Here is a 24135-nt window from a genome sequence, read left to right as displayed (position 1 = left end):
TGACAAATATGGGGAAAAAACTAAACAATTCCTCCGCAGGGGAATTACGTCTTGTTTAAGCGCTTCTATACCAGGATATTAACCTCTTAAGTTAACGGGAGTGGACTGTTGTCGGGACGCTCTATCGAGCTGATTTTTTTGACTTGATCAGCCACTCGATATATTTTCTACTTTTTTTCTTTTTGATAGCTCTTTCTCTTATGAGAGCTTCTGATCGGTTATTGACTATTTCTATGTATTTTATTTCCCATTCAGGAGCTCCGGATTTTGTGGATGGAGTTAATCCCCTATTATGATGGTAAAGCCGGTTTTAGATATCAGCACAGCTGCCAATGTAGTATTTTAAGGTTTTCGTGGAATACAAAATATAGACGAAGTACATAAGTTTAAAAGTGAGTTGAAACAATAAAGGCAGATCATCTGATCTGCCTTTTGTGGAGAATATCGGATTCGAACCGATGACCTCTACACTGCCAGTGTAGCGCTCTAGCCAACTGAGCTAATCCCCCATTAGATTTTTTTGATTCGAACCGATGACCTTCCCGACAGCTGTCGGGACGCGTTAGCCAACTGAGCTAATCCTACGTTTGTTGAAAAGGGAGCGTTTTCCCTTAAATCGAGTGCAAATATAGAAAGTGATTTGATTGCAAGCAAGAAATTTCAATTATTCGATCGAATAATTTACCCTGGTCAATATACTTCTTCCCAAGGTGACCTCGTCGGTAAACTCCAGTTCCCCGCCGATCGGGATGCCACGGGCAATGGTGCTGACTTTTATTCCTTTTTCCTTGAGCTTTCTGGTAATGTAAAAGGAAGTGGTGTCTCCTTCCATGGTAGAAGGAAGGGCAAGGATCACTTCCTGTACGGGTTCCTTGCTGTGGGGATGATCAATCCGGTAAAGTAAGGACGCTATTTTAAGTTCTTCCGGGCCTATGCCCTGAATTGGAGATATGACACCTCCAAGTACGTGATACAGGCCATTGTATTGGGAGGTGTTTTCTATGGCAAGTACATCCGGGATGTCTTCTACCACACAGATCAGCCCCTGGTCCCTGCGGGTACCTTGGCACACGCTGCAGATCTCCTGGTCAGAGATGTTGTGACAAATCTTACAGTAGGAAGTTTGTTTCCTGAGTTTGGTGATGGACTCAGCGAGGCTGTCAGTGATCACTTCAGGCTGCTTCAGGAGGTGTAGGGCAAGCCTGAGTGCGGTTTTTTTGCCAATGCCAGGAAGCCGGCTGATCTCATTGACCGCATCTTCTATTAGCTTTGAGGGGAAGTTCACTGGAAAGTGGATTAGACGATGGCTGCCTGTATGCCGGCATCCAAGATGGATTGGCACATGGGCTTCAACTGATTTTTACTGCCTTTTTTGACAGCGCATTTCCCTTTGTAATGGATGATCAGTGTGCACTGTTCTGCTTGCTCTTGGCTGTGCTTGCAAACCTTGATCAATACTTTGGTTACATGTTCAAAAGTATTGATGTCATCATTAAATACCACCAAGTCATGCTCTTCCGTGTCGACCAAATCTTCCAATAAGATTTCGATTTCTTCTTCTACAGTATGTTCTAATGGTTGCATGCTCATTTTGCAAAGTTAATAATTATAAACAAATTAGCATCCTTTATTTATAAGCCACTTATGGATTCAAATTTAATACTCCTAGTCATAACATCCTATTTCCTGCTGTTGTTCATAATTTCCTGGCTGACCTCCAGAAAGCTCACACAGGATACTTTTTTTACGGGTGATCGACAGTCTCCCTGGTTTTTGGTGGCCTTTGGTATGATCGGGGCATCCCTCTCGGGGGTTACTTTCATCTCTGTGCCAGGGGAGGTGGGGAGTACCAATTTCTATTATTTTCAGGTGGTCCTGGGCTATACCCTGGGGTATTTTACCATTGCAAAGGTGCTTTTGCCGCTTTACTATAAGATGAACCTGGTTTCTATCTATGCCTATCTGGAGGAACGTTTTGGCTTTTGGTCCTACAAGACCGGGGCTTTCTTTTTTATCCTTTCCCGTACCTTGGGCTCCTCAATCCGGGTGTTTTTGGTTGCCGGTGTCCTGCAGCTGATTTTATTTGATGATTGGGGCATCCCATTCTGGGGCTCGGTGCTGATTACCGTGTCGCTGATATGGCTCTATACCCATCGAGGAGGGATCAAGACGGTGGTATGGACGGATACCTTGCAGACTTTGTTCATGTTGCTGGCCGTGGGGACCAGTATTTATCTGGTGGCGACGGATCTGGGGATCAGCAAGGCTGGAGACCTCTTGACGGGTGTTTGGGCAGATCCGAAGTCCAGGATTTTCGATTGGGACTGGAAATCCAGTACCAATTTTTTTAAGCAGTTTGCCTCTGGGGCCTTTATCACCATCGTGATGACCGGACTGGATCAGGACATGATGCAGAAAAACCTTACTTGTAAAAATATTGGGGATGCTCAAAAGAATATGTTTTGGTTTACCATTATTCTGGTAGTGGTCAACCTTTGTTTTTTGGCCTTGGGAGTATTGCTCTATCAGTACTGTGAGGTGAACGGGATCGTTTTGCCTGCAAGGACAGACGACCTCTATCCCATGTTGGCAACGGAGCATTTTAGTGTTTTTGCAGGGACGGTATTTGTTCTCGGAATTATAGCCGCAGCCTATTCCAGTGCCGATTCCACCTTGACGGCTTTGACTACTTCTTTTTGTTATGATTTTTTAGAGATCGAGAGGAAGTATCCTAAAGAGCAGCAACCGGGGATCAGAAAGCGGGTACATTTGGCCTTTACGGCATTGATGTTTTTGGTGATCCTTGCTTTTAGGTGGATCAACGACCAAAGCGTCATCAATGCGGTATTCATCATTGCAGGCTACACCTATGGCCCCTTGCTGGGGCTTTACAGTTTTGGCCTGTTTACCAAAAGGAAGGTAAGGGATAAGGTGGTGCCCTTTATTGCAGTGTCAGCACCACTCATAGCGTATGTGCTCAGTGCAAATTCAGAAAGCTGGTTGTGGGGGTATAAATTTGGCTTTGAGATTTTGATCCTCAATGGGGGCTTGATGTTTTTGGGCTTATTGCTATGGAGTAAAAAATAAAGGAGAAATGGTTAAATTTCTCCTTTATCTATAAGGTAATTCAATTTTTTTAGTCGTTTCAGTTGGTTTTCCAAAGTGTCAACTGAGCCGTCAAGGGTGACCATTACCGAAAAGGTGTTGCCCTGCATAGCTTCTTTGTCACTTTTGGCTTTGATGCTGGGAGTTCCGTTGATAAGCTCCTGAACTTCCACCTCGTACAATTCGGATAATTTAATGGCATCGTCCATTTTCAGGTTCGAACGGCCCTGTTCATACCTGGAATAGGCGGTATAATCTTTTTTGCCTAGATAATCGGCTATGTACTCTTGGGTAAAACCCCTAAGTACCCTGTATTTTCTTAGGTTTTCAGCAATGTGTTGTTTTAGTTCTCTTTCCATGTGATAATTCGTTTCAAAACTGTGGGATATGTACAAAAAGCGTACGCAATTTTAATAATAAACGAATATTACCTAATTCTGGTTTGTGGGGAGGTGTAATTTTTAAAAACAAGTAGTTATTGCCTGAAAAGTTACGTGTAAAATACGTGTTGTTTTGGTTCGCTCTTACAGGTTTTGTGGAAGTTTTACTGGGATGGCGGTTCAAAGCGCAAGTTCCACATTGGGGTCCCAATATATTGCATTGAAATCCACAATTTGGTCATTTTTTATGGTAAGTCCTTCCTGTTCCAGCAGTTGTTGCATTTTTTCAGGAGGGGAAAAATGTGGTTTGCCGGTGAGCATTCCCTTTCTGTTGACGACGCGGTGTGCGGGTACATCGTCCATGCTGTGTGCGGCATTCATGGCGTATCCTACGGTCCTTGCACCTGATTTGGCACCTAAATACTGGGCGATGGCCCCGTAAGAGGTGGCCCTCCCTTTTGGGATAAGCCTGACCACTTGGTAGACAAGGTCAAAGAAGTTTTCTTTATCAGTTTTCACGGGCTATTTCGATAATGGTCTGGTTGATGGATCGCTTGATGGCCTTTTCGGTGGTTTTGTTGGGAGAGGTCATCATCAGCTGGCATTTGAATTTAACGGACTCCTTCTGTATGTCCATGGTTTTGAGGGTAAAGCTGGACTCCTTGATGGACTGGGAGAACTTCATGACGGCTGAATGTAGCCTGGATTCGATTTGGTTGACTTCCAGGTTGTTGGAAAGTTTCATTTCGAATTCAAAGTTGAGCTTTTTATTGTGTTGCTTGGAGTAATTGATGACCTGCGAGGTAAGGATCAGGCTGTTAGGGATCATGACAATGTCAGAGTCTTCATTGACCATTACCATGTTGAGCAGCGTTACATCTTGAATTTTGCCTTGCTGCTCGCCTATTTTGATCATGTCCCCTAAAGACAGCTGGTCGGAAAACATGATGATCAGGCCATTGATCATATTGGTGATGTAATCCTTGGAAAGCAGGGCTATGGCTGCCGCGACAATGGTAATACTGGTGAAAAACTCCTTTGGGTTGATGCCAAAGAGAAACATCATGGAGATAACCAGTACTGCTACATTAAGTATTCCTGCGATATGATTGATTCCCAGGACAAAGTTGCTTCTAAAAGGGTCTGCCTCTTTCTTTCTAAGGTATAGGCGGACGATGATGATCCTTCCCAAGGAAATCAGGATATGGCTGCTTAAGAGGAAGGTGATGGCTTTTAGGACATCGCCAATATTGGCGATAAAAATGCCCAGAAACACTTCAATGTGGCTTTCAAATACTTTTAGAAGTATAAAAGTGATTACCTTGAAGAAAAAGAGAATCCGTTTGTGTTTTTCTTTTTCCTTAATTTCGGTTTTTTCAGTTGTCATGCCGTTTTAGGAAATAAAATCTTAATTTTAAGATCGTACTTTTTTTATCAATACTAGCTAAAATAAACAATATAACCATAAAGGAAATTATGAATAGAAATATCATCATCACGGGAGCAGCAGGGAATTTAGGAAGGTCGGTCGTGGAAAAGTTTAAAAGAGAGGGGTTTACGGTGATTGCCACCGTTTCTCCCGGGAGACAGGAGGAAATGGAAGAGGCCGATGATGTGTACGAGCTGGATGTGACCGATGAAGAGGCAGTGGCTGCTTTTGCCAAGGAATATGCTGTACAGTACGGCGGTGAGCTCGATGCCATGGCCCTCTTGGTAGGAGGTTTTGCCATGGGAGATATCGAAAATACTTCCAAAAAAGACGTGGAGGCCATGTTTCAGTTGAATTTTTTCAGTGCCTATAATATGGTAAGGGCCTTTTTGCCTGTGTTCAAAAAGGCGCAGAAGGGTGCCTTTTTGTTGGTAGGAGCGCGGCCGGCCCTGCGTCCTGAAGATGGAAAAGCACTTGTGGCATACACTTTGAGCAAGGGTCTGGTGTTACAACTGGCTGACTTGGTTTCTCAGGAGGGGAAAAGCACCAATGTGAAGGCGCATACTTTTGTGCCAAGTATCATTGATACTCCTCCCAACAGGGAAGCGATGGCAGACCAGGATTTTTCAAAGTGGGTGAGCCCAGCAGAAATTGCAGAGGCAATGCATTTTGCGCTTTCTAGCCCGTCTTTGAAAAATACCACCTTTAAACTTTATGGAGGCGTCTAAACCAAACAAAAAATGAAAAAACACATTTCGATCATTCTTACTTTAACTTTATTGCTTGCTTTTCGAGTGGCTTTTGGCCAGACCAGTGAAGCTACCCGTGACCTCTCCATTTTCAATGGAGTGGAAGTATCCAATTCCATTGAGGCGGAGCTGATAAAGGGGGATCGCTACCAAATAGAGATCGTGGCATCCGGGATAGATGCTGCCAATGTGGAGACTGAAATCAAAGACAGGCAGTTGAAAGTGAAAATGGGTCGGGGGAATTTCGGTTCCAATTCAGTCAAGGCGATCATTACCTATGCCGGAGAGCTGGATAAAGTCACCACGAGCACCAGTGCCAAGGTATTTGTGAAAGATATGATCAAAAGTAAAAACCTTACCTTGGCGGCAGAAACCAGCAGCTATATTGAAGCAAAGGTAAATGTGTCCAAGCTCAAGCTTGATGGGACCACCAACGGAAAGATCTTTGTCGAAGGAACGGCCAGCGATCTTGATTTAGGGGCTTTCACAAAAGCCATTATTTCCGGTGAGAAGCTGATCGTGGACAACGCCGAGGTGCGTACCAATACGGCAGCGGAGTCTACCATTGGCGTAAAGAATTCCATTAAAGGGTCTGCAGGCACTGCCGGAAAAGTTTGGTATATAGGAGATCCCAACTTGGTGGATGTGAAGACCAATACCGGGGGGGATATCCTGAGAAAGAAGTAATCTTTAACAGATGAAAAGTTTGAGAAAAATGATGCTTACCCTGCTCCTAGTGGCAGGGTATTCTTTTATGGCCTGTGCCCAAGAGTCTGAAGAAAATAAGGCAATCAAGAAAGTGATCCAAGAGGTTTTTGAGGGGATGCACGATAGAAATGTCCTGAAGATCGGGAATGCTTTCAGCAGGGAGCCGGTCTTGCAAACCATCAGGGAAACGAGTGAGGGTAGTATCGTGGAGACCAGTAGCCTGCAGGAGTTTTTGAATGGGATAGCCGCTGTGCCAGCGGAAATGGAGATAGAAGAAAGAGGGCTGGACTATGATATCCGGGTGGATGGTGCAATGGCAGCTGTCTGGGTCCCGTACGAGTTTTATATCAATGGGAAGATCAGCCATAGAGGGGTGAATTCTTTTCAGTTAGTAAAGTTTTCCGATGGATGGAAGATTGTTTATATCATCGATACCAGAAGAAAAGGGTTGGGTTAATGTTTTTTTCGTCTCTTTAGTGCTACGGACGTAATAATGATGATTTCAAGCAGTACAAATGCGAACGCAAAGATCACCTGCCCTGTGTCGTTTTGTATCGTGCCTTTGAAGAGGATAAAGAGAAGGAATACCGTAATGGCGAAGATAAAACCGTTTTTAATACTCATGCCCAAAGAAACAAAAAAAGCAGCTTTTTTCAAGGGATAGTAGGGTACAGTCCCAAAATTGTGTAAAAAGAAAAACAACGATGTCAATTTCAAAAGCAGCACTTCATGGAGCAATCAAGGCGATCATTGAAGAGAAATACCAACTTGTTAGAGACAGTATAGAAAAACTGAAGGCTTCTGCGGCGGAGGATACCAAAAGCAGCGCGGGGGATAAATACGAGACCGGACGGGAAATGATCCGTCAGGAAATCGATAAGGCTGAGAATATGAAACGTGAGTATGCCACGCAGTTGGAACAGCTGTCATCGATCCGGCCGGAAGAGCCCTACAGTCAGGTTAGTCCAGGGAGTTTGGTGGAGACCGACAGGATGTGGATTTACATCGCAGTCAGTTTGGGTAAAATTAAGGTAGAAGAACAAGAGGTATTTGTGGTTTCACCACAAGCACCCCTTGCCCGAATAATGATGGGGAAAGTGGCTGGAGATAAGGTCACTTTTAACGGTGCCAATTATATGCTCCAGGGGATTTCTTAATGTTTGGTCCCCTGTTCAATTTTTTTGAGGGATGAGTGTCATCAACTCCGAAGCACCATCCAGTAAGGTCAGTTTATCACTGCTGACTTTGAATTTGCTCACTTTTTTCAGTGCATCGATAAATATGCTTTCTCCATTGCCGGGACATGCTTTTCTGGTCATGGCTCCAGGGTCCAGGTTAAGGTCTGTGCCGCTCAGCTGAAAGTTGCCGCTAAAAGAGTTGCACCCGGTGGATCCTGCAAGTCTTCCTGCGTCAGTAAAACTCAAGAAGGGAAGTCCTTCGCCAAACATATCCAATCCGCCCCCCATTAATGTGGAAAGCACCCAGTTATTGCCGGTGAGCATTTTGAGTGGATTGAGGTTGGACACAGAACTACAGGAGCTCATTCCCAAAAAAAGGACAAACAGCAGGGTGGAAAGTTTTAGTTGTTTCATCAGAAAGGGGGTTAACGTTGAGGATGTAGTAGAGAATAAATTTATAAAAAAGCAGGGGTTTTTCTTACGAATGGGGCCGTGAATTTTTCGAAAATGAAGGAATGTTTGTTTTTTCAAGCACAGAATGTTGGGTGGGGTTTGAAATTAAATATGGTTTATTTTTTAGGCCTGTAATTATATTTGGCGTTTGCGAGGGTTTTGTTTTGCAAATACTTTAAAAAAAGCCGTCGGGTATTGGCGATTTATTAACAAAAATTTGGGATATTAAAAATTTGTGATTAAGATTGTCGCGTCAATATAAAGATGATGTTTAGTCCAGTCATAAAAAATAACGCACCGATCAAAACTGCTGTTCAGCAAAATGTTGACTGTGTCACTTTATTAACCATCAGCACCCAGACATTTTTTACCATTACCATTACGGGGTAATCCCGTGTGTATCTATTATATTGCCGTCTCGAACCGGTCCTTTTGGGGACAAACAAATCCATTTACAAACAAGCCAAATAAAAATCATTCATTTTTATGAAAATCATAAAATTCGGAGGGTCCTCCATCGCCAATTATGAAAATATCCAAAAGGTATTTTCCATAATCGATCAAAAAATAGAAGACAAAGAAGAGTTTGCGGTTGTATTTTCTGCTTTTGGAGGTGTGACGGAGCAATTGCTGCAGTGCGCTGCAATCGCCCAGGAAAGTGAAGAGAGCTACCATTCCATTCTACAGGAATTGGAAAAACGACATTTGGAAATCGTCAAACAACTGGTTCCGGTACAGCAACAATCCACGGCATTGACTTTTGTAAAAGTGAGGTTCAATGAGTTGGGAGATTTGTTTCATGGTATTTACCTGATCAAGGAATGCTCCAACAGGACCACCGATTATGTATTGAGTTTCGGGGAAAGACTTTCCAATTTTATTTTGACGGCAGGCCTTCAGGCTAGGGGCAGAGAAGCGGTTTATCTGGATGCCAGGGATGTGGTGAAGACGGATAGCCGGTTTGGTCATGCCCGGGTGGATTTTCCTGCTACCAATGCCTTGATTGTGGACTATTTTAACAATCACAATGGCTTGAAAGTAATTACCGGTTTTATCGGCTCCACTGTAAAAGGAGAAACAACTACCGTTGGGAGGAGCGGTTCAGATTACACTGCTTCGATCTTTGCAGGAGCATTAGATGCGGAGTGTGTGGAAATATGGACTGATGTGTCAGGTGTGATGACTGCTGATCCTAGGTTGGTCTATACGGCTTTTACCATTCCGCAATTGAGCTATAGTGAAGCCATGGAGCTGTCCCATTTTGGGGCAAAGGTGGTTTTTCCTGCCACCATGCAGCCCGCCATGCAGAAAGCCATACCGATTTATATCAAAAATACCTTCAAACCCGAAGAGGACGGCACGCTTATCGGGCCTGAATCCGGGGATGGAAAAATTATCAAAGGGGTGTCCTCGATGGGGAATATCTCAATAATCAACGTTCAGGGGCCAGGTTTGGTAGAGATTGTGGGGGTAAGCCAGCGCTTTTTCGGGACGCTTGCAAGCCACGGTATCAATATCATCCTTATCAGTCAGGCTTCTTCCGAACACAGTATTTGTGTGGCCATAGCCTCCAAGGATGCTGCCAAAGCAAAATCCCTGATCGAAGATGAGTTCAAGTACGAGATCAAGAGTGGGGAAATGGATAAGGTGCAGGTCGTGCCGGATATGGCGGTCATCGCTGTGGTCGGTGAAAAGATGCAGCACAATCCAGGTACCAGCGGAAGAATGTTCCAGGCCTTGGGTAGAAACAATGTCAACGTTGCGGCGATTGCCCAGGGAAGTTCGGAATTGAATATTTCTGCAGTTATCTCCAAGGCGGATCTCCAGAAAGCGCTCAATGCCCTACATGAAGCCTTTTTCTTGTCTGATTATAAAGTACTGCACGTGTTTTTAGTAGGGGTAGGGCTGATCGGTAAAGCACTGATCAAGATGATTGACAATCAGCTGAAAAACCTACAGGAAGAGAATATGCTGGACATCCAGATTCACGGAATGGCCAATTCCAGGTTCATGAAATTCCATGAGGACGGGTTTGACCTGGCTCAGGTCGGGGCTCCTGACGAAAACGATGAGCCTATGGATCTGGATAAGTTTATCGATAAAATGATGGAGATGAACTTTTCCAACTCTGTCTTGGTAGACTGTACGGCCAGCCAAGACGTGGCAGATGTCTATGAGCGGGTGTTGGATGGAAAAGTGGGAATTGTTACGCCCAACAAGAAGGCCAATTCAGGTTCTTTGGATACCTATAAGACGCTGAAGAAGCTGGCAGGTCAGCGGGGAGTAAGGTTCTTTTACGAAACAAATGTGGCAGCAGGGCTGCCCGTGATCAATACATTGCAGGATCTGATGCTGAGCGGTGACCATGTTCACCGCATCGAGGCAGTACTGAGCGGATCCATGAACTATATTTTCAGTGAGTTGGAAAAAGGTATCCCCTTCAGTGAGGTGGTGGCCCAGGCCAAAGAAAAAGGCTATACGGAGCCAGACCCAAGGGATGACCTGAGTGGAATGGATGTGGCCAGAAAGATCATGATTTTGGGCCGAGAAGCGGGGCAGGATTTGCATTTTGAGGACATAGAGGTGCAGAGCATGGTGCCTTCCGATTGTGCTGATGCCAAGACGGTGGAAGAGTTTCTCAAGAAGCTCAAGGGGCATGACGGACATTTTAGTGAACTTTTGGATAAGGCGAAAGCTAAAGGAGAGAAGTTGAGGTTTATGGCCACATTGGAAAACGGAAAGGCCAAAGTGGGTTTGAATTCACTGAACAGCGAGCATCCTTTCTATACCTTAAAAGGAAGTGATAATATGATCCTGTTTACCACAGAGCGTTACCATGATTTCCCGATGATCGTAAGAGGTCCGGGCGCAGGGGCAGATGTGACTGCGGCAGGGGTTTTTGCTGATATCATTAGATTAGGTAATTATTCAAGATGAGAAAGGTAACAGCATTTGCACCGGCGACTGTCGCCAATGTCTCCTGTGGTTTTGATATCCTTGGTTTTGCAGTGGAGGAGCTTGGTGACAAGGTCTCTGTGTCACTTTCAGAAAAGCCAGGGGTGCATGTCGTGAAGATAGAAGGTGATGGGGGAAAGTTGCCCTATGAGACGCATAAAAACACCTGTGGCGTGGCTGTTCAGGCCATGGTGGAATCAATAGGCTACGACGGTGGGCTGGAGATAGAATTGTTCAAGGGGCTTCCTTTAGGGAGTGGAATGGGGTCCAGTGCTGCCAGTTCTGTCGCGGCTTTGGAGGCGACCAACCAGCTTTTGGGAGAACCCTTGAAGAAGGAGGAACTGCTGCCTTTCGCGATGAAAGCCGAAGGAGTGGCCTGCGGTGCCGAGCATGCGGATAATGTAGCCCCTTCTTTATTGGGAGGTTTTGTGCTTATCAGAAGTTACAAGCCTTTAGATGTGACTAAATTACATGTTCCGAAAGGCTTGTATTGTACCTTGGTGCATCCACACTTTGTCCTAAATACGGCAGATTCCAGAAGCGTATTGCGTCAGCAGGTGCCTCTGAAAGATGCTATTATCCAATCCGGCAATATTGCAGGCTTGGTGGCAGGGCTTTTTCAGGAGGATATGGGGCTGATCAGCAGGTCCCTGAAAGATGTGATTGCTGAGCCTTCCCGATCGGTATTGATACCTGGGTTTGAAGAAATCAAGGAAGCCATCAAAGATGCAGGAGCTTTGGGATCGGGTATATCTGGCTCCGGACCGACCACTTTTATCCTTTCCCCGAGCAGGGAAATAGCCCAAAAGGCCAGCGAGATCTGTCAGCAGGTGTTTGACAAGATGGGCTTGAGTGTGGACCTTTATGTGTCCGCGGTAAATATCAAGGGTTCCTACGTTATCAATAAATCATAACATGAAATTTTACAGTACTAATAATAAAGACCATAAAGTATCCTTAAAAGAAGCGGTGATCAAAGGCTTGGCCCCTGACCAAGGCTTGTATATGCCGGAATCAATCCCACAGCTTTCAGATGACTTCTTCGATAAGCTTCCGGAGATGACATTTCAGGAGATCGGTTACCAAGTGATTGGAAATATCTTTGGAGAGGATCTTTCGGAGCAACAGATAAAGGATTTGGTCGATCATACGTTGTCCTTTGATGCGCCCATTGTAAAAGTGGAGGAGGGTATTTATACGCTGGAATTGTTTCATGGCCCGACATTGGCGTTCAAGGATTTTGGGGCGAGGTTTTGTTCCAAGCTGATGAGCTTGTTAGTGAAAAATGAAAAAGTACGCGTCTTGGTGGCCACTTCAGGGGATACAGGAAGTGCAGTAGCCAACGGTTTTTATAAAGTGCCCGGTGTGGAGGTGATCATTCTATATCCTTCCGGTAAAGTGAGTGTGCTGCAGGAGAAACAGTTTACCACTTTGGGGGAAAATGTGACGGCATTGGAAGTGGACGGCGTGTTTGATGATTGTCAGCGCATGGTCAAGGAGGCCTTTCTGGATAAGGGGCTGAATGAGAAAATGTTACTTACCTCTGCTAATTCCATTAACATAGCCCGGTGGATTCCGCAGTGTCTGTATTATTTCCATGCCTACGCCCAGCTGCCTCGTGAGAAAGGTAAGGTGGTGTTCTCCGTTCCCAGTGGAAACTTTGGGAACATCGCTGCCGGGATGCTTGCGCAGCGTATGGGTTTGCCTATTGAGACTTTTGTGGCTTCCACCAATGTCAATAAAGTGGTTCCGGATTATCTAAAAGGTGTTCCCTTTAAGGCCCGCCCTTCGCTGCAAACCATCAGCAACAGTATGGATGTGGGAAATCCAAGTAATTTTTACCGACTGCTGGACTTGTACAATAACGACGAGGATTTATTGAAGGAAAAGGTAAAAGGCTATTTCTTTGATGATGAGACCACGAGGGAGGCGATGAAATCGGTTAAAGATGAGGCAGGTTATGTAATGGACCCCCATGGGGCTGTGGCATATTTGGGCTTGAAGGAATTTATGGAAGAGCATGATGGCATTACCGGTGTGTTCTTGGAGACAGCGCATCCCGGCAAGTTTAGGGATGTGGTAGAGGAAGTGCATCAGGAAAAAGTGCAGTTGCCAGAGCGTCTAGAGGCATTCTTGGAAGGTGTGAAAAAAAGCTCTCCTTTGAAAAATGATTTTGATGCCTTTAAGGAGTATTTATTGGCGCATTGAAAATAAGAAACCGCAGCAGGCCATTGCACACAGGGTGTGGATTGGTCAAGCTGCGGTAACTATGGCTAATGCTTATTATCGTTTTTAGTGTTCTATAGGTTCTTCTTGGGACCTTTCTTTTTGACGCTTTTCCCAGGCCCTCATTTTGGCCTCAAACTCCTTGATTTTAGGCTCATTTTCTTTTTCCCAGGCTTCCATCTTCTTCTCAAATTCCTTCATTTTGGGAGCATAGGCGGTTTCCCATTCACTTTGTTTCTTTTCCATTTCCTTGCCCCAGGCTTCCATCTTGGCCTCCCATTCTTTCATGGCTTCACCATGTTTCTTTTCCCATTGCTCCATTTGTTGTTCATAGGCTTTTGTTTTTTTGGCCATTTTCTGTTCTAACACCTTGAGTTGGGATTCTAGTTGTTTTCTTTGCTGTTCGGCCTGCTTGGAAGTATCCTGGGCAAGTTCGGCGATTTTGACGGCAATCTGTCCTATTTGCATGCCTTCTTCGGCAAGGTCAAGTTGCACCTCAGGATGCGGAGGGATAAACTGGGCAGGATCAAACGGGGGGACTGCGGGCACCGGAGGTACCAAGGCGTCCATTACCGGCACAGGGCTCAGTTCCAGTACCGGCATTGGGTCTGTCTTCGGAGAAGTGCTTCGGGTGCCGGTTTTGTCAGGAGTGGTATCAGCAGGATAGTGATAGATATGAGGATGTTGGCGGGAAGAATTTGATAAGCTGCTTAGTTTTATCTTTGCAGGAGAACCTTTTTTAATAAACATGATTTTCTCCACTTCCTGTTCCATTTCCATTGCGATCTCCTGATTGGAGGAAAAGTCCTCGTCAATGTCTATCTCTTCATCAGGGCAGGGGAAATGCCACTGCTTTATGATGGTTTTGCTTTTTAGGTTTGTAGTCAGGTAATGGCTATCCAAGTCCTTTTCGGTTGGAGGGATGGCTCCCATCACCAGGGAGGCGCTGATCATTAGGGAAATAAGCATGGTCAATGTAATTAGGGGTGAAATTTTCTCTTCTTTAGACTGCATGCCCAAAATTCTCTTGATGCGGTCAAGTGTGGGGTTTTGGTGGCCAGTGGCCGCCAATGCGATATCCGGGGAAATGTTATGGGCCTGTTCGGCTACTTCCGCCAATCCATAGGCAAGGTCTTTGGGGGTAAACCCTAAATGAAGCACCATATCGTCACAGGCGTTTTCTCTTTCTTTTTCGATGACTTCATTGATCCACCAAAAGCAGGGATGGAAGAAAAATAATACTTCCAAAATGCGTTGTAGTATATTGATCAGGTAATCATAGCGTTTGATATGCGCCAGTTCATGGGCGATGATGGCTTCAAGTTGTGCCGGAGGGGTGTTCAATAAGAGTCCTGTGGGGATTAAAATGACTGGCTTTAGGATGCCGTAGGTGATGGGGACATGGATGAGATGGCTCTTAAGCACTTTTACTTTTCTGTAAAAGCCCATGGATGCTACCAGGCTGTTGACCTTTTGGATCAAAGGAGCAGGAGCACTTTGGTGGTGTTTTCTGTGCAGGTTTCTGAGGTCCAGTAGCCCGCCTGTTAACTTTACAGCGAAAAAGAGGGCTCCCAAGAGCCAAAGGTTGACCAATGTAGGTAAGTAAGATTCCAGTCTGTATGTCCATGCCTGATTCAGCAAGCCTTTGCGGGTGGAAAGTGGGGAAGTAGCCGGTGTTTCTGGCTGTGCAGAGAAGAGCTGCTCCTGGACAATAAGCCCGCTTGGTGATTCCAGGTTTTTTGTATGCGTTTCCAGTACGGTCGCAAAGGTCCAGATGCAGCCAAGGATAATAAGGGTTAGTGCGGCCAATCCTGCGGAATACCTGAATTGAGCAGATTTTTTTGGGGATAACTTTAACACGGCCCAAAGTATAAGACTTACCACCATGATCTGCCAAATTGAATGGATCAGTGTCCAGCCTATGGCTTCTAGGTACGCTGTTTCGATAAAGTTATTGATAAGGTCCATTATTGTTGATTTTCAAGTTCATTAAGTAGCTGCCGGATTTCATTGATTTCTTCTTTGGAAGGATTGCTTTGGCCAAGCGCTCTTAGGACAAGTTTTTTGGCCGAGCCGCCAAATGTCGTCGCCAAGAAATTGTTCAAAAGTGAAGTTTGTGCTTCTTTTTCGGAGATGGCGGGCATATAAAGGTGACTCCTGCCTTGTTCTGTCCTTTTTAGCAGGCCTTTGGAATGCATGATCTGCATGATTTTTAAAGTGGTCGTATAGCCGGTGGCTTTCGTAGTGCTGAGTTCTTCGTGAATATCCCTTACACTGGCCTCTTTTTTATCCCATAGGATGGTTAATATTTCCAGTTCTGAATCAGTTGGTTTGTACTTCATGTCTTTTGGTAAATACGATTCTTTTCGTAGTAAATATATACGAAGTTTTTCGTAACTCAAAAAATAGTACGATTCTTTTCGTATTAAAAGTGTTAAAAATAGTTAACATTAATGGTGTTGAGTTAGTTATATTCTGAGTATGGAACTCCTTAAGGATCCGTAAGGTTAAAATTAGGAGTTACAGGGATATGTCCCTGGAGCAATTAGTGGTTTATGTTCAATAATGGATATCCAACTCGAAACTAGTGGAGAGAGTTGTTTATTCGCCCTAAGGCCGGATTTTTCCGGCCTTTTTTCTAAATTGTTTGTATGTGTTTGATCGCATTTAGTTGGAAACAGCATCCTCAGTACCCCTTGGTTTTGGTGGCCAATAGGGACGAGTTTTTTACCCGTCCTACCGCTCCTTTGCACAAGTGGGAGAGCGGAGTTTATGCCGGCAGGGATTTAAAAAGCCAGGGAACCTGGATGGGGGTGCATCCTTCAGGAAGGTTTGCTGCTTTGACCAATTATAGGGATTTAAATCACCTAAAGCCTAACCCTGTCAGTCGAGGGAAATTGGTCCGTGATTTTTTGGAATCTGATCAGTCTCCAGAGGACTATATGGAAAAAGTGGCCGCGATTCAAGGTGAGTTTGACGGCTTTAACCTGCTTGTTTCTGATATGGAGGATATGTGGTACCTGTCCAATCACGGAGAGGGAGTTATGGAAGTGCACCCAGGCTTGCACGGGATAAGTAATGCGCTGATGGATGATCCTTGGAAAAAGGTAGTTGAAAGCAAAGCTAGGCTTTCTAAGGCGCTACAAAAAAAGGTGTTGTCAGTGGAGGATTTGGAAAAGGTGACCATGTCAACTGTAGAGGAGCAGGATGGGAACCTGCCTCAAACAGGCTTGCCCTTGGGAATGGAAAAGGCTGTCTCTGCAGCTTTTATAAAGCCCATCAACCGCTACGGGACGGTAAATACCTCGGTGATACTATGGGGGCAATCCGGGAAAGTAAGTTTTTCTGAAAAGCGGGTGCTGGAAGAGGGAGGTTTTGAGAAAAGCTTGTTGGAATTTAGCTCAAAAGCTACTTAAACCCCCAGTTTCTTTACAAAGTCCTATTTGTTATTTTTGAATTTCTTTAAGGCGGTTGGCGACATAAACAGCATGTTGGCGAACTCTACACGATAAAATCTGTTCTATTTAATATGAAAAAAATAGATGTACTGATAGTAGGTGCCGGTCCCATTGGGCTGGCCTGTGGCATAGAAGCAGAAAACCACCAATTGGATTATGTGATTCTCGAAAAGGGAACACTGGCCAATTCTATTTATAACTATCCGGTCAACATGACTTTTTTCTCTACTTCCGAAAAGCTGGAAATGGGAGGGATTCCTTTTATGTCTGTCAATAAACAGCCCACCCGTCCGGAAGCCTTGGAGTATTACAGGCGGATAGCCCAGCATTATAATTTGAAGGTAAACCTGTATGAGAAGGTGGAAAAAGTCCATCGGCAAGAAGATGGTTATTTTTTGGTAAATTCTTCCAAAGGGACCTATTTGACGGAAAAGCTGGTCTTGTCCACCGGTTTTTATGATTTGCCCAATAAGATGAATATCCCTGGAGAGGAGTTGGAAAAGGTGACGCATTATTATAAGGAGCCTTGGCCTTACATAGGCCAAAAAGTGCTGGTGGTAGGAGGGGGGAACTCGGCAGTTGACGTGGCCTTGGAGACCTGGAGAAAGGGCGCAGAGGTGACCATGGTGATGATCAACCCCACTGTTGACAAAAATGTGAAATATTGGGTGCTTCCCGATATCGAAAACAGGATCAAGGAAGGATCGATCAGGGCATTTTATAGCAGTACGCTTAAAGAAATCAGAGAGCATGAGGTGGTCATTGCCACGCAAGACGGTGACGTTACAATAAAAAATGATTTTGTTTTGGCGATGACAGGATACCAGCCTAACTATGAATTGCTGAATCAGTTGGGAGTGGCCCTGACCTTGGATGAGAAAAGACGGCCATGTTTTGATGGGAAAAGCCAAGAGTCCAATGTTCCCGGACTGTATTTAGCAGGAGTGGTCTGTGGGGGATTGAACACCAGAGAGTTCTTTATAGAAAACACCATCGTCCATGCGCATGCCATTTTTGAGGATATTATGTCCAAGAGAAAGGGAGTGTTAAAGTAAGTTTATGGGAGCCGCTTAACGGGGACAACAAGGGTGAAAGTACTTCCTTCGCCAAGGATGCTGGATACCTTCAGTTGTCCTCCGATTTTTTTCACATTTTCCTGACAGATGAACAAGCCTATTCCATAGCCTTTTTCCCCGGAAGTGCCAGCGTGGGATCGGAGGTCCATTTTGAATAAGTCTCCCAGTTTTTTCTGTGAAATGCCTATGCCCGTGTCCTTGATTTCAATATGGATCTCTTCCCCATTGTTTTGAAAGTTGAAATGAATGGCTCCTCCATTCTGCGTGAATTTTAGGGCGTTTTGTAGCAGGTTTCTTATAATGAGCGCAAGTCGGTCCATTTCAGTAGTGAAAGTGGTGTTTCCGCTAAATTTATAGGTGAACAGGATTTTTTTCTGCTCCGCCAGCAAGCTGTAGACATTTAAGATGTATTTGCATTCCTTCTGGATGTTGATCGTTTTTAGCTGAGTTTGGGTGTCATTAAGTTCAATGGCCGCCCACTCCAGGATGCTTTCGGTCATTTTCTGGGTGTTGGAGGCCATTAAGTAGAGGTCCTCCTGAAGGCCCTGTATCTCTTCTGTCGAGAATTCCCCTTCTTTTATCATTTCCATGATTTTTGTAATGGACATCAAAGGGGATTTGAGGTCGTGGGAGATTAGGGCGATGATTTTGTTTTTTTGTTTGACAGACCTTTCCAGGTCACTGTTTGCCTGTTCAAAGTCCTTGCTTTTTTTATCACTTATTTGTTTTTGGTATTGGTAATTTTTTTTCAGCACAGATATGATGGCAATGATCCCCGCTATACAGGCCAGGTAAGTGACGATATGGTCACTCAGCATGAGTCCGAGTGAACTGTAGTTTTCTGCAATAAATTCCGGGTGGAAAAAATCAAGATAATAGAGGAGACTAAAAATGATGGTGTTAAGTATTCCCCAAAACCAAAATTCTTTGGGATCCAAAAGTGAAAGCGTGATGATATGTACCAGTATAAAGACATAGGCACTGGGGCCTACCGTTCCGTCATTTAAGAAAAAGTTGCCGATCAAAATAGGATAGCTTATCGCCGCCAAGGTTCTTACCGCCCACCTGTAATTGTTTTTTCGTTTTGCGAGGGTATGAAATACAAAAATTATCCCTGAGGTAACAAACAACAGTAAGGCCAGCCACCATTGCGCGATGAAAAGGTTGAAAACTGTCATGCTCAAAAGGTAAAGTATGGCGATGACAGAAATTGAGCTGAAAATTCTGCCCTCCAGGTCCTGTTCCGTATTTGGGACCATCAACGCTTTCCAAAGTTCTTTTAAGGTACTTAACAACGTCTCTTCCTTTTATAGTTATACTCCAAAGGGGATGAAGAAAAACCAAGCGATTTTTGTCATCCCTGTTAGTGCCTCAGTTATACCGTACAGGCAGTATCCATAGATGATGGCTATATAAACGGTGTTGCAAATTCAAACTTTTGCCCATTGAATAATCCCTTGTCACTTAATTTGAGCTCTGGAATGACCAGCAATGCCATAAAACTCAATGTCATGAAGGGGGCATCCAGTGTTGATCCCATTTGTTTGGCCATTCGGTCAATTTCAGTATAGGCTTCAGCAATCAGGTAGCCATCATCAGGGGACATGATCCCTGCCACCGGTAAAGGGAGCAAAAGGTCTTCTGTTTGTGAAACCGCAGCAATTCCTCCTTTGGCCTTTATCAATAGGTTGACGGCCTTGGCAATGGAAGGGTCATCCACCCCTACGGCAATGATATTATGGGAGTCATGTCCCACCGAGGAAGCAATGGCTCCTTCTTTCAAACCGAAGTTTTTGATGAAAGCTACAGCAGGAGTACTGTCATGGTACCGGTTGACCACGGTTATTTTCAGAATGTCCTCTTTCAGGTTGGTCTGAGCATGTCCGTTATGGATCTTGATTTCTCCAGCCTCTTCTGGAGTGATGAGTTGACCGTCCAGCGCTACAATGACCCGTGCTGTTGGGCTTTCTGCAGCTATCTGAAAGTCAGCGGGGGATTTCTCAGAGGTCGAGAAATTGTTGATGATGGGGGATTCTACGGAAGAAATAAGGCTCTTCCCGTGCTCAGCTGCTTTTTGCCCGTTAATATAGGTGGCCAATACCTCAAACTGTTTAAGGTCCTTGACCAAGATGAAGTCGGCAGGCTGCCCTTCCAATAGCTGTCCTACTTCCATGTCGTAGTGATCAATGGGGTTGATACAGGCCGCTTTAAGCGTGTCGAAAAGGTCTTTGCCTTTTTTAATAGCCCTAGCAACCAATTGATTGATGTGTCCCAAGGCCAAACTATCAGGGTGTTTGTCGTCCGAACAAAACATGATCCGGTCTGGATATAAGTCGATCAAGTCTATTAAGGCATCGAAATTTTTGGCCGCACTGCCTTCTCTGATGGTGATCTTCATGCCGTGTTTGAGTTTGTCCAGGGCTTCCTCCAGCGTGAAACACTCATGGTCTGTACTGATTCCAGCACTGATGTATTTTTGGGCCAATTCTCCCTTTAGGCCCGGAGCGTGACCGTCCACGGGTTTTCCAAGTCTTTTGGCAATTGCGATTTTTTCCATTACGATAGGGTCCCGATTCACTGTGCCCGGCCAGTTCATCATTTCGGCCAGGTAGGTCACGTCCTTTCTGGAAAGAAGTTCTTCAGTGTCAGCGATGGATATCTCTCCGCCCGCAGTTTCGAAAGGAGTTGCCGGTACGCAAGAAGGAGCGCCAAAGTAAAATTTGAAATTGACCTTATTGCCGTTTTCAATCATGTATTCGACGCCTTTTTTGCCACAGACATTGGCGATCTCGTGAGGGTCGGAAACAGTAGCCACTGTGCCATGGACTACAGCCATTCTGGCAAATTCAGAGGGCACCAGCATAGAGGATTCTATGTGTACATGGGCATCGATAAATCCCGGTAAAATAAAATGTTCCGGTGCGTCGGGGATTTGTTGGATTGATAAGATTCGTCCGTCTTTTACCTCGATTTTTGCAGGGTAAACGGAACGGTTGGGTATGTCCACCAATTGGCCGGTGATAGAAAAAACATCCATTGTTCAAAAAGGTGTTAAAATTGTAGTTGACCAGAATTAGGTACAGTTAGATCAAAGGCTTGATTTTGGCTGCTTCATAAAACTTGGCGATCCTGCTCGTTTAATAGAACCAAAAACAAATCATATTGTTAAGCCCAATGCCTAGTTAAATATAACCAAATAGCTTGAATATTTATAAGGAAGAAAAAGGCTAAGAGAAGGAGCGAGAAGGGAACATCTCCAAAGAAAGTGTTTAATCGGTTCAAAACCTTTATATTTGCCGACAATAATTAATCGGGAATTTGAATTTTTAAGATGAAAAAAATTATTGTAGCGATAGATGGTTTTTCAGGATGCGGAAAAAGTTCAACTGCCAAGGCGGTCGCCAAAGAGTTGGGGTATACCTATATTGATTCTGGAGCGATGTATCGGGCCACTACATTACATTTTATCAAAAAATTCACTGTGCTGACCAACCCCAAGGATGTGGAAAGGGCGTTGAAAGATCTAGAGATTTCCTTTCATAAAGACGAGGATACCGGACTGCAGGAAACCTATTTGAACGGGTTGAATGTGGAAAAGAAAATCAGGAACATGGAGGTGTCCGAAAGGGTGAGTGAGGTCAGCAAGATCAAGGAAGTCCGACATGAACTTGTTGAACAACAGCAACGTTTGGGAAAGCACAAAGGGGTAGTCATGGATGGACGGGATATTGGTACAGTAGTGTTTCCCGAGGCCGAGCTGAAAGTGTTCATGACTGCGGACCTAAAGATCAGGGCAGAGAGGAGACAAAAAGAACTCTTTGAGAAAGGAGAGATGGTGGGCTTGGACAAGATCATCAACAACCTTTCGGAAAGGGATCGAATAGATTCAAGTAGGGCCGAAAGCCCGTTAAAAAAAGCTTGTGATGCGATAGAGATTGATACCAGTTTGCTGGACTTTGAGGAGCAAGTTTTCGAAATTACCAACCTCGCCAAAAAGAGGATGGAGACTAACCAACTATAATGATGGAAGTAACGATTGATAAAAACTCAGGTTATTGCTTTGGAGTGGAGTTTGCCATAAAAATGGCAGAGGACGAGATGGAAGATTCCAACCGTTTGTACTGTTTGGGCGATATCGTTCATAATGATATGGAGGTCAGGAGACTCAGTGAAAAAGGTTTGGTCGTCATCACACGTGAGGAGTTAAAGGATTTGAAGGACTGCAAAGTGCTTATCCGGGCACACGGAGAGCCGCCGGAGACCTATAAATTGGCCATAGAGAACAATATAGAGCTCATAGACGCTTCCTGTCCGGTGGTGCTAAAGCTGCAGCACCGCGTGAAGACGGCCTTCGACAAGATGGAAAAGAGCGATGGGCAAATCGTTATTTACGGTAAGAAAGGCCATGCCGAAGTCATTGGTTTGACAGGGCAGACCTTGGAAAAGGCCATTGTGGTGATGGAGGATGAAGACCTGGAAAAAATTGATTTTTCCCGACCGGTGACCTTGTTCAGCCAGACGACCAAAAGCACCAAGGGATTTTATGCCCTCAAAGACAAAATAGCGGAGCGCATGCAGAAGGCCAATCAGCATTTGGAAGAGGTGGATTTTACCGCCAATGATTCCATTTGCCGTCAGGTGTCCAACAGGGAACCCCAGCTTACCCGTTTTGCCCAGGAGAACAATGTGATCGTCTTTGTTTCAGGAAAGAAAAGCTCCAATGGAAAGGCTTTGTACGGTGTTTGTAAATTGCAGAACGAGCGAAGTTATTTTGTAGAAAATGAGGAGGAAATCAAGCCGGAATGGTTTGAGCCGACGGACAAAGTCGGGATATGTGGCGCCACCTCCACCCCTATGTGGTTGATGGAGCAGGTGATGGCCCATATCAATTCTCTGGGACAGGAAGCAACCCCTTGATTCTACTTCCTCAGAATTTTTAGTCAAGACAATATCCCACTCATAAATATTACTTGAATTATCTTCTTATAACTAATGTATTTTATTAGATTTGAGGCGTTTTTCAAAGGACCATATAGTTTCAAATAAAATATGTCAAAACTAGTTAAGCTTAAGAAGGGATTTGATATTAAGCTGGTGGGAAAGGCGGAAAAGCAGATAGAAGCATTTCAGCCAGCTCAGACCTTCGCGATTAAGCCTACAGATTTTGTAGGTATGCAGCGTCCAAAAGTGCTTGTCAATGAGGGGGATACCGTAAAGGCCGGAACGCCTATCCTGATTGACAAAAAGCTAGATAAAGTGCTTTACGCCGCTCCCGTTTCAGGGGAAATCGTGGAAATCAAAAGGGGAGAAAAACGAAAATTGTTGGAAATTAAAATCATGGCTGACAAGGAAATCAGCTATGAGGCTTTTGACAAGTTTTCTGATTCTGACCTCAAATCCCTCTCCAAAGAGCAAGCCATCAACCAAATTCTCAAAGGAGGTGTATGGCCACAGATCATTCAAAGACCTTTCGGTATTGTAGCAAACCCTGAAGATGAGCCAAAAGCCATCTTTATTTCAGGTTTTGATTCCGCACCTCTTGCTCCTGATTACGGCATATTGCTGAAAGGACAAGAGCGCTATTTCCAGGCTGGGATCAAAGTCCTCAAAAAGCTTACTACAGGACAGGTTCACCTAAATCTCAATAGCCAATCAGAAGTATGCCAAGCATATGCCGGTGTACAGGAAGCGCAGGTAAACAAGTTTTCCGGACCACACCCTGCCGGAAATGTGGGCGTGCAAATCCATCACTTGGACCCTATCAATAAAGGAGACTTGGCGTGGACGATCAATCCATTTGGTGTCGTGCAGTTGGGCAAGCTTTTCTTGGAAGGCATCCATGATGCGGCCAAGCTCGTGGCCATTACAGGTTCTGAGGCTAAGAAAGCGGTTTATGCCAAAACTTACCTGGGAGCTTGCGTGGACAAGTTTGTTGCCGGCAATACCCAATCCGAACATTTCAGGGTAGTTTCTGGAAATGTACTTACTGGTGAGAAAATCAACGCCGATGGGTACTTGGGATATTATGATCACCAACTTACTCTACTTCCAGAGGGAGATTACTATGAATTTATGGGTTGGGCCAAGCCTACCTCCAGCAAACTAAGTTTCCAAAGGGCCTTAGGATTACTTTCTTTCATGTCTCCTGGTAAAGAATATGTACTCGATACCAATAACCGAGGAGAAGAAAGAGCCTTTGTGCAAACTGGCGTTTTCGAGAAAGTAACACCAATGGATATTTTCCCGGTATACTTGCTCAAAGCCATTATGGCAGAGGATTTTGATGAAATGGAGGAGCTGGGCATTTATGAAGTTGTTGAAGAAGATTTGGCACTTTGTGAATTTGTGGATGTATCCAAGCACCCTGTTCAGGACATAGTCAGAAAAGGAATAGAACTAATTCAATATAGTTAATTAA

The 24135-nt window shown here is 44.6% G+C and carries 23 protein-coding genes, 1 tRNA gene and 1 pseudogene; 13 read left to right on the top strand and 12 right to left on the bottom strand.

Annotated elements, in window-relative coordinates; translation table 11 throughout:
- Positions 1-121 precede the first annotated feature (121 nt).
- The 4 genes and pseudogenes from ACYVAA_RS14815 to ACYVAA_RS14800 all read right to left on the bottom strand — a co-directional run.
- Positions 122-298: pseudogene (locus ACYVAA_RS14815) on the bottom strand (GIY-YIG nuclease family protein); the annotation flags it as partial.
- A 137-nt stretch (positions 299-435) separates the two neighbouring features.
- A tRNA-Ala gene (locus ACYVAA_RS14810) sits at positions 436-509 on the bottom strand.
- A 155-nt stretch (positions 510-664) separates the two neighbouring features.
- Positions 665-1285, bottom strand: coding sequence for a recombination mediator RecR (gene recR, locus ACYVAA_RS14805; protein ID WP_460543068.1), 621 nt, complete (start codon positions 1283-1285; stop codon positions 665-667).
- Between the two features lie 11 nt (positions 1286-1296).
- Entirely contained in the window at positions 1297-1590 is a 294-nt protein-coding gene (locus tag ACYVAA_RS14800; protein ID WP_460543066.1) for an ATP-dependent Clp protease adaptor ClpS, read from the bottom strand.
- Positions 1591-1644: 54 nt separating this feature from the next.
- Between ACYVAA_RS14800 and ACYVAA_RS14795 the strand changes: the two genes are divergently transcribed.
- Positions 1645-3087 (top strand): sodium:solute symporter, encoded by a 1443-nt coding sequence (locus tag ACYVAA_RS14795; RefSeq protein WP_460543064.1) that lies wholly within the window; start codon positions 1645-1647, stop codon positions 3085-3087.
- An 11-nt stretch (positions 3088-3098) separates the two neighbouring features.
- On the opposite strand, the gene ACYVAA_RS14790 is transcribed toward ACYVAA_RS14795, so the two are convergent.
- The 3 genes from ACYVAA_RS14790 to ACYVAA_RS14780 form a co-directional block, all read right to left on the bottom strand.
- Entirely contained in the window at positions 3099-3464 is a 366-nt protein-coding gene (locus ACYVAA_RS14790; protein WP_460543062.1) for a helix-turn-helix domain-containing protein, read from the bottom strand.
- A 201-nt stretch (positions 3465-3665) separates the two neighbouring features.
- Entirely contained in the window at positions 3666-4004 is a 339-nt protein-coding gene (locus ACYVAA_RS14785; protein WP_460543060.1) for an MGMT family protein, read from the bottom strand.
- On the bottom strand, positions 3994-4872 hold the full coding sequence (locus ACYVAA_RS14780) for a mechanosensitive ion channel family protein (protein WP_460543058.1): 879 nt from the start codon (positions 4870-4872) through the stop codon (positions 3994-3996). The genes ACYVAA_RS14785 and ACYVAA_RS14780 overlap by 11 nt, the downstream gene beginning before the upstream one ends.
- An 89-nt stretch (positions 4873-4961) precedes the next feature.
- Between ACYVAA_RS14780 and ACYVAA_RS14775 the strand changes: the two genes are divergently transcribed.
- The 4 genes from ACYVAA_RS14775 to ACYVAA_RS14760 all read left to right on the top strand — a co-directional run bounded on the left by ACYVAA_RS14775 (position 4962) and on the right by ACYVAA_RS14760 (position 7528).
- Positions 4962-5642, top strand: coding sequence for a Rossmann-fold NAD(P)-binding domain-containing protein (locus tag ACYVAA_RS14775; protein ID WP_460543056.1), 681 nt, complete (start codon positions 4962-4964; stop codon positions 5640-5642).
- Positions 5643-5654: 12 nt separating this feature from the next.
- Positions 5655-6350: a head GIN domain-containing protein gene (locus ACYVAA_RS14770; protein ID WP_460543054.1), complete on the top strand. Its 696-nt coding sequence runs from the start codon at positions 5655-5657 to the stop codon at positions 6348-6350.
- A gap of 10 nt (positions 6351-6360) precedes the next feature.
- The gene (locus tag ACYVAA_RS14765; protein WP_460543052.1) at positions 6361-6828 is read left to right on the top strand and encodes a nuclear transport factor 2 family protein; all 468 of its coding nucleotides are present in this window, start codon (positions 6361-6363) and stop codon (positions 6826-6828) included.
- 247 nt (positions 6829-7075) lie between these two features.
- Positions 7076-7528 (top strand): hypothetical protein, encoded by a 453-nt coding sequence (locus ACYVAA_RS14760; protein WP_460543050.1) that lies wholly within the window; start codon positions 7076-7078, stop codon positions 7526-7528.
- A gap of 15 nt (positions 7529-7543) precedes the next feature.
- Here the strand turns inward: ACYVAA_RS14760 and ACYVAA_RS14755 are convergent, their stop codons facing one another.
- Positions 7544-7963: an META domain-containing protein gene (locus ACYVAA_RS14755; RefSeq protein ID WP_460543048.1), complete on the bottom strand. Its 420-nt coding sequence runs from the start codon at positions 7961-7963 to the stop codon at positions 7544-7546.
- 525 nt (positions 7964-8488) lie between these two features.
- Here ACYVAA_RS14755 and thrA point away from each other — a divergent pair.
- From thrA to thrC, 3 genes are read left to right on the top strand one after another with little or no spacing between them, the layout of a single operon-like run.
- The gene (gene thrA / locus ACYVAA_RS14750; protein ID WP_460543046.1) at positions 8489-10939 is read left to right on the top strand and encodes a bifunctional aspartate kinase/homoserine dehydrogenase I; all 2451 of its coding nucleotides are present in this window, start codon (positions 8489-8491) and stop codon (positions 10937-10939) included.
- The gene (locus ACYVAA_RS14745) at positions 10936-11871 is read left to right on the top strand and encodes a homoserine kinase (RefSeq protein ID WP_460543043.1); all 936 of its coding nucleotides are present in this window, start codon (positions 10936-10938) and stop codon (positions 11869-11871) included. Before thrA ends, ACYVAA_RS14745 begins: the two co-directional genes overlap by 4 nt.
- A 1-nt stretch (position 11872) precedes the next feature.
- Positions 11873-13165, top strand: coding sequence for a PALP domain-containing protein (gene thrC, locus ACYVAA_RS14740; RefSeq protein ID WP_460543041.1), 1293 nt, complete (start codon positions 11873-11875; stop codon positions 13163-13165).
- A gap of 84 nt (positions 13166-13249) precedes the next feature.
- Here thrC and ACYVAA_RS14735 read toward each other — a convergent pair whose 3' ends face one another.
- Positions 13250-15151 carry a M56 family metallopeptidase gene (locus tag ACYVAA_RS14735; protein ID WP_460543039.1) on the bottom strand — a complete coding sequence of 634 codons (1902 nt, stop codon included), beginning with the start codon at positions 15149-15151 and terminating at the stop codon, positions 13250-13252.
- Entirely contained in the window at positions 15151-15525 is a 375-nt protein-coding gene (locus tag ACYVAA_RS14730) for a BlaI/MecI/CopY family transcriptional regulator (RefSeq protein WP_460543037.1), read from the bottom strand. Before ACYVAA_RS14730 ends, ACYVAA_RS14735 begins: the two co-directional genes overlap by 1 nt.
- Before the next feature lie 309 nt (positions 15526-15834).
- Between ACYVAA_RS14730 and ACYVAA_RS14725 the strand changes: the two genes are divergently transcribed.
- Both ACYVAA_RS14725 and ACYVAA_RS14720 read left to right on the top strand, forming a co-directional pair.
- The gene (locus tag ACYVAA_RS14725; RefSeq protein WP_460543035.1) at positions 15835-16599 is read left to right on the top strand and encodes an NRDE family protein; all 765 of its coding nucleotides are present in this window, start codon (positions 15835-15837) and stop codon (positions 16597-16599) included.
- Positions 16600-16712: 113 nt separating this feature from the next.
- Positions 16713-17696 (top strand): YpdA family putative bacillithiol disulfide reductase, encoded by a 984-nt coding sequence (locus ACYVAA_RS14720; RefSeq protein WP_460543033.1) that lies wholly within the window; start codon positions 16713-16715, stop codon positions 17694-17696.
- Positions 17697-17698: 2 nt separating this feature from the next.
- Here the strand turns inward: ACYVAA_RS14720 and ACYVAA_RS14715 are convergent, their stop codons facing one another.
- Complete coding sequence (locus ACYVAA_RS14715; protein WP_460543030.1) at positions 17699-19012, bottom strand: sensor histidine kinase; 1314 nt, start codon at positions 19010-19012, stop codon at positions 17699-17701.
- A gap of 113 nt (positions 19013-19125) precedes the next feature.
- Positions 19126-20754: an adenine deaminase gene (gene ade, locus ACYVAA_RS14710; protein ID WP_460543028.1), complete on the bottom strand. Its 1629-nt coding sequence runs from the start codon at positions 20752-20754 to the stop codon at positions 19126-19128.
- Positions 20755-21048: 294 nt separating this feature from the next.
- Between ade and cmk the strand changes: the two genes are divergently transcribed.
- From cmk to ACYVAA_RS14695, 3 genes are all read left to right on the top strand, one after another.
- Positions 21049-21738 (top strand): (d)CMP kinase, encoded by a 690-nt coding sequence (cmk, locus tag ACYVAA_RS14705; protein ID WP_460543026.1) that lies wholly within the window; start codon positions 21049-21051, stop codon positions 21736-21738.
- Positions 21739-21740: 2 nt separating this feature from the next.
- On the top strand, positions 21741-22634 hold the full coding sequence (locus ACYVAA_RS14700) for a 4-hydroxy-3-methylbut-2-enyl diphosphate reductase (RefSeq protein ID WP_460543070.1): 894 nt from the start codon (positions 21741-21743) through the stop codon (positions 22632-22634).
- Positions 22635-22766: 132 nt separating this feature from the next.
- A complete protein-coding gene (locus tag ACYVAA_RS14695; RefSeq protein ID WP_460543024.1) occupies positions 22767-24131 on the top strand; it encodes an NADH:ubiquinone reductase (Na(+)-transporting) subunit A in 1365 nt (454 codons plus the stop codon).
- Positions 24132-24135: the final 4 nt, after the last annotated feature.

Source organism: Echinicola sediminis (assembly GCF_054777495.1).
This window is presented reverse-complemented; position numbering and strand designations above follow the sequence as displayed.

What these genes read in the sequence shown, in the direction of transcription:
- ACYVAA_RS14800 (WP_460543066.1), bottom strand. Translation starts at nt 1,590, where the DNA reads ATGAGCATGCAACCATTAGAACATACTGTAGAAGAAGAAATCGAAATC.
- ACYVAA_RS14720 (WP_460543033.1), top strand. Translation starts at nt 16,713, where the DNA reads ATGAAAAAAATAGATGTACTGATAGTAGGTGCCGGTCCCATTGGGCTG.
- ACYVAA_RS14760 (WP_460543050.1), top strand. Translation starts at nt 7,076, where the DNA reads ATGTCAATTTCAAAAGCAGCACTTCATGGAGCAATCAAGGCGATCATT.
- ACYVAA_RS14795 (WP_460543064.1), top strand. Translation starts at nt 1,645, where the DNA reads ATGGATTCAAATTTAATACTCCTAGTCATAACATCCTATTTCCTGCTG.
- ACYVAA_RS14730 (WP_460543037.1), bottom strand. Translation starts at nt 15,525, where the DNA reads ATGAAGTACAAACCAACTGATTCAGAACTGGAAATATTAACCATCCTA.
- thrA (WP_460543046.1), top strand. Translation starts at nt 8,489, where the DNA reads ATGAAAATCATAAAATTCGGAGGGTCCTCCATCGCCAATTATGAAAAT.
- ACYVAA_RS14790 (WP_460543062.1), bottom strand. Translation starts at nt 3,464, where the DNA reads ATGGAAAGAGAACTAAAACAACACATTGCTGAAAACCTAAGAAAATAC.
- ACYVAA_RS14700 (WP_460543070.1), top strand. Translation starts at nt 21,741, where the DNA reads ATGGAAGTAACGATTGATAAAAACTCAGGTTATTGCTTTGGAGTGGAG.
- ACYVAA_RS14695 (WP_460543024.1), top strand. Translation starts at nt 22,767, where the DNA reads ATGTCAAAACTAGTTAAGCTTAAGAAGGGATTTGATATTAAGCTGGTG.
- ACYVAA_RS14755 (WP_460543048.1), bottom strand. Translation starts at nt 7,963, where the DNA reads ATGAAACAACTAAAACTTTCCACCCTGCTGTTTGTCCTTTTTTTGGGA.
- ACYVAA_RS14735 (WP_460543039.1), bottom strand. Translation starts at nt 15,151, where the DNA reads ATGGACCTTATCAATAACTTTATCGAAACAGCGTACCTAGAAGCCATA.
- thrC (WP_460543041.1), top strand. Translation starts at nt 11,873, where the DNA reads ATGAAATTTTACAGTACTAATAATAAAGACCATAAAGTATCCTTAAAA.
- cmk (WP_460543026.1), top strand. Translation starts at nt 21,049, where the DNA reads ATGAAAAAAATTATTGTAGCGATAGATGGTTTTTCAGGATGCGGAAAA.
- ACYVAA_RS14725 (WP_460543035.1), top strand. Translation starts at nt 15,835, where the DNA reads ATGTGTTTGATCGCATTTAGTTGGAAACAGCATCCTCAGTACCCCTTG.
- ade (WP_460543028.1), bottom strand. Translation starts at nt 20,754, where the DNA reads ATGGATGTTTTTTCTATCACCGGCCAATTGGTGGACATACCCAACCGT.
- ACYVAA_RS14765 (WP_460543052.1), top strand. Translation starts at nt 6,361, where the DNA reads ATGAAAAGTTTGAGAAAAATGATGCTTACCCTGCTCCTAGTGGCAGGG.
- ACYVAA_RS14780 (WP_460543058.1), bottom strand. Translation starts at nt 4,872, where the DNA reads ATGACAACTGAAAAAACCGAAATTAAGGAAAAAGAAAAACACAAACGG.
- ACYVAA_RS14745 (WP_460543043.1), top strand. Translation starts at nt 10,936, where the DNA reads ATGAGAAAGGTAACAGCATTTGCACCGGCGACTGTCGCCAATGTCTCC.
- ACYVAA_RS14775 (WP_460543056.1), top strand. Translation starts at nt 4,962, where the DNA reads ATGAATAGAAATATCATCATCACGGGAGCAGCAGGGAATTTAGGAAGG.
- ACYVAA_RS14770 (WP_460543054.1), top strand. Translation starts at nt 5,655, where the DNA reads ATGAAAAAACACATTTCGATCATTCTTACTTTAACTTTATTGCTTGCT.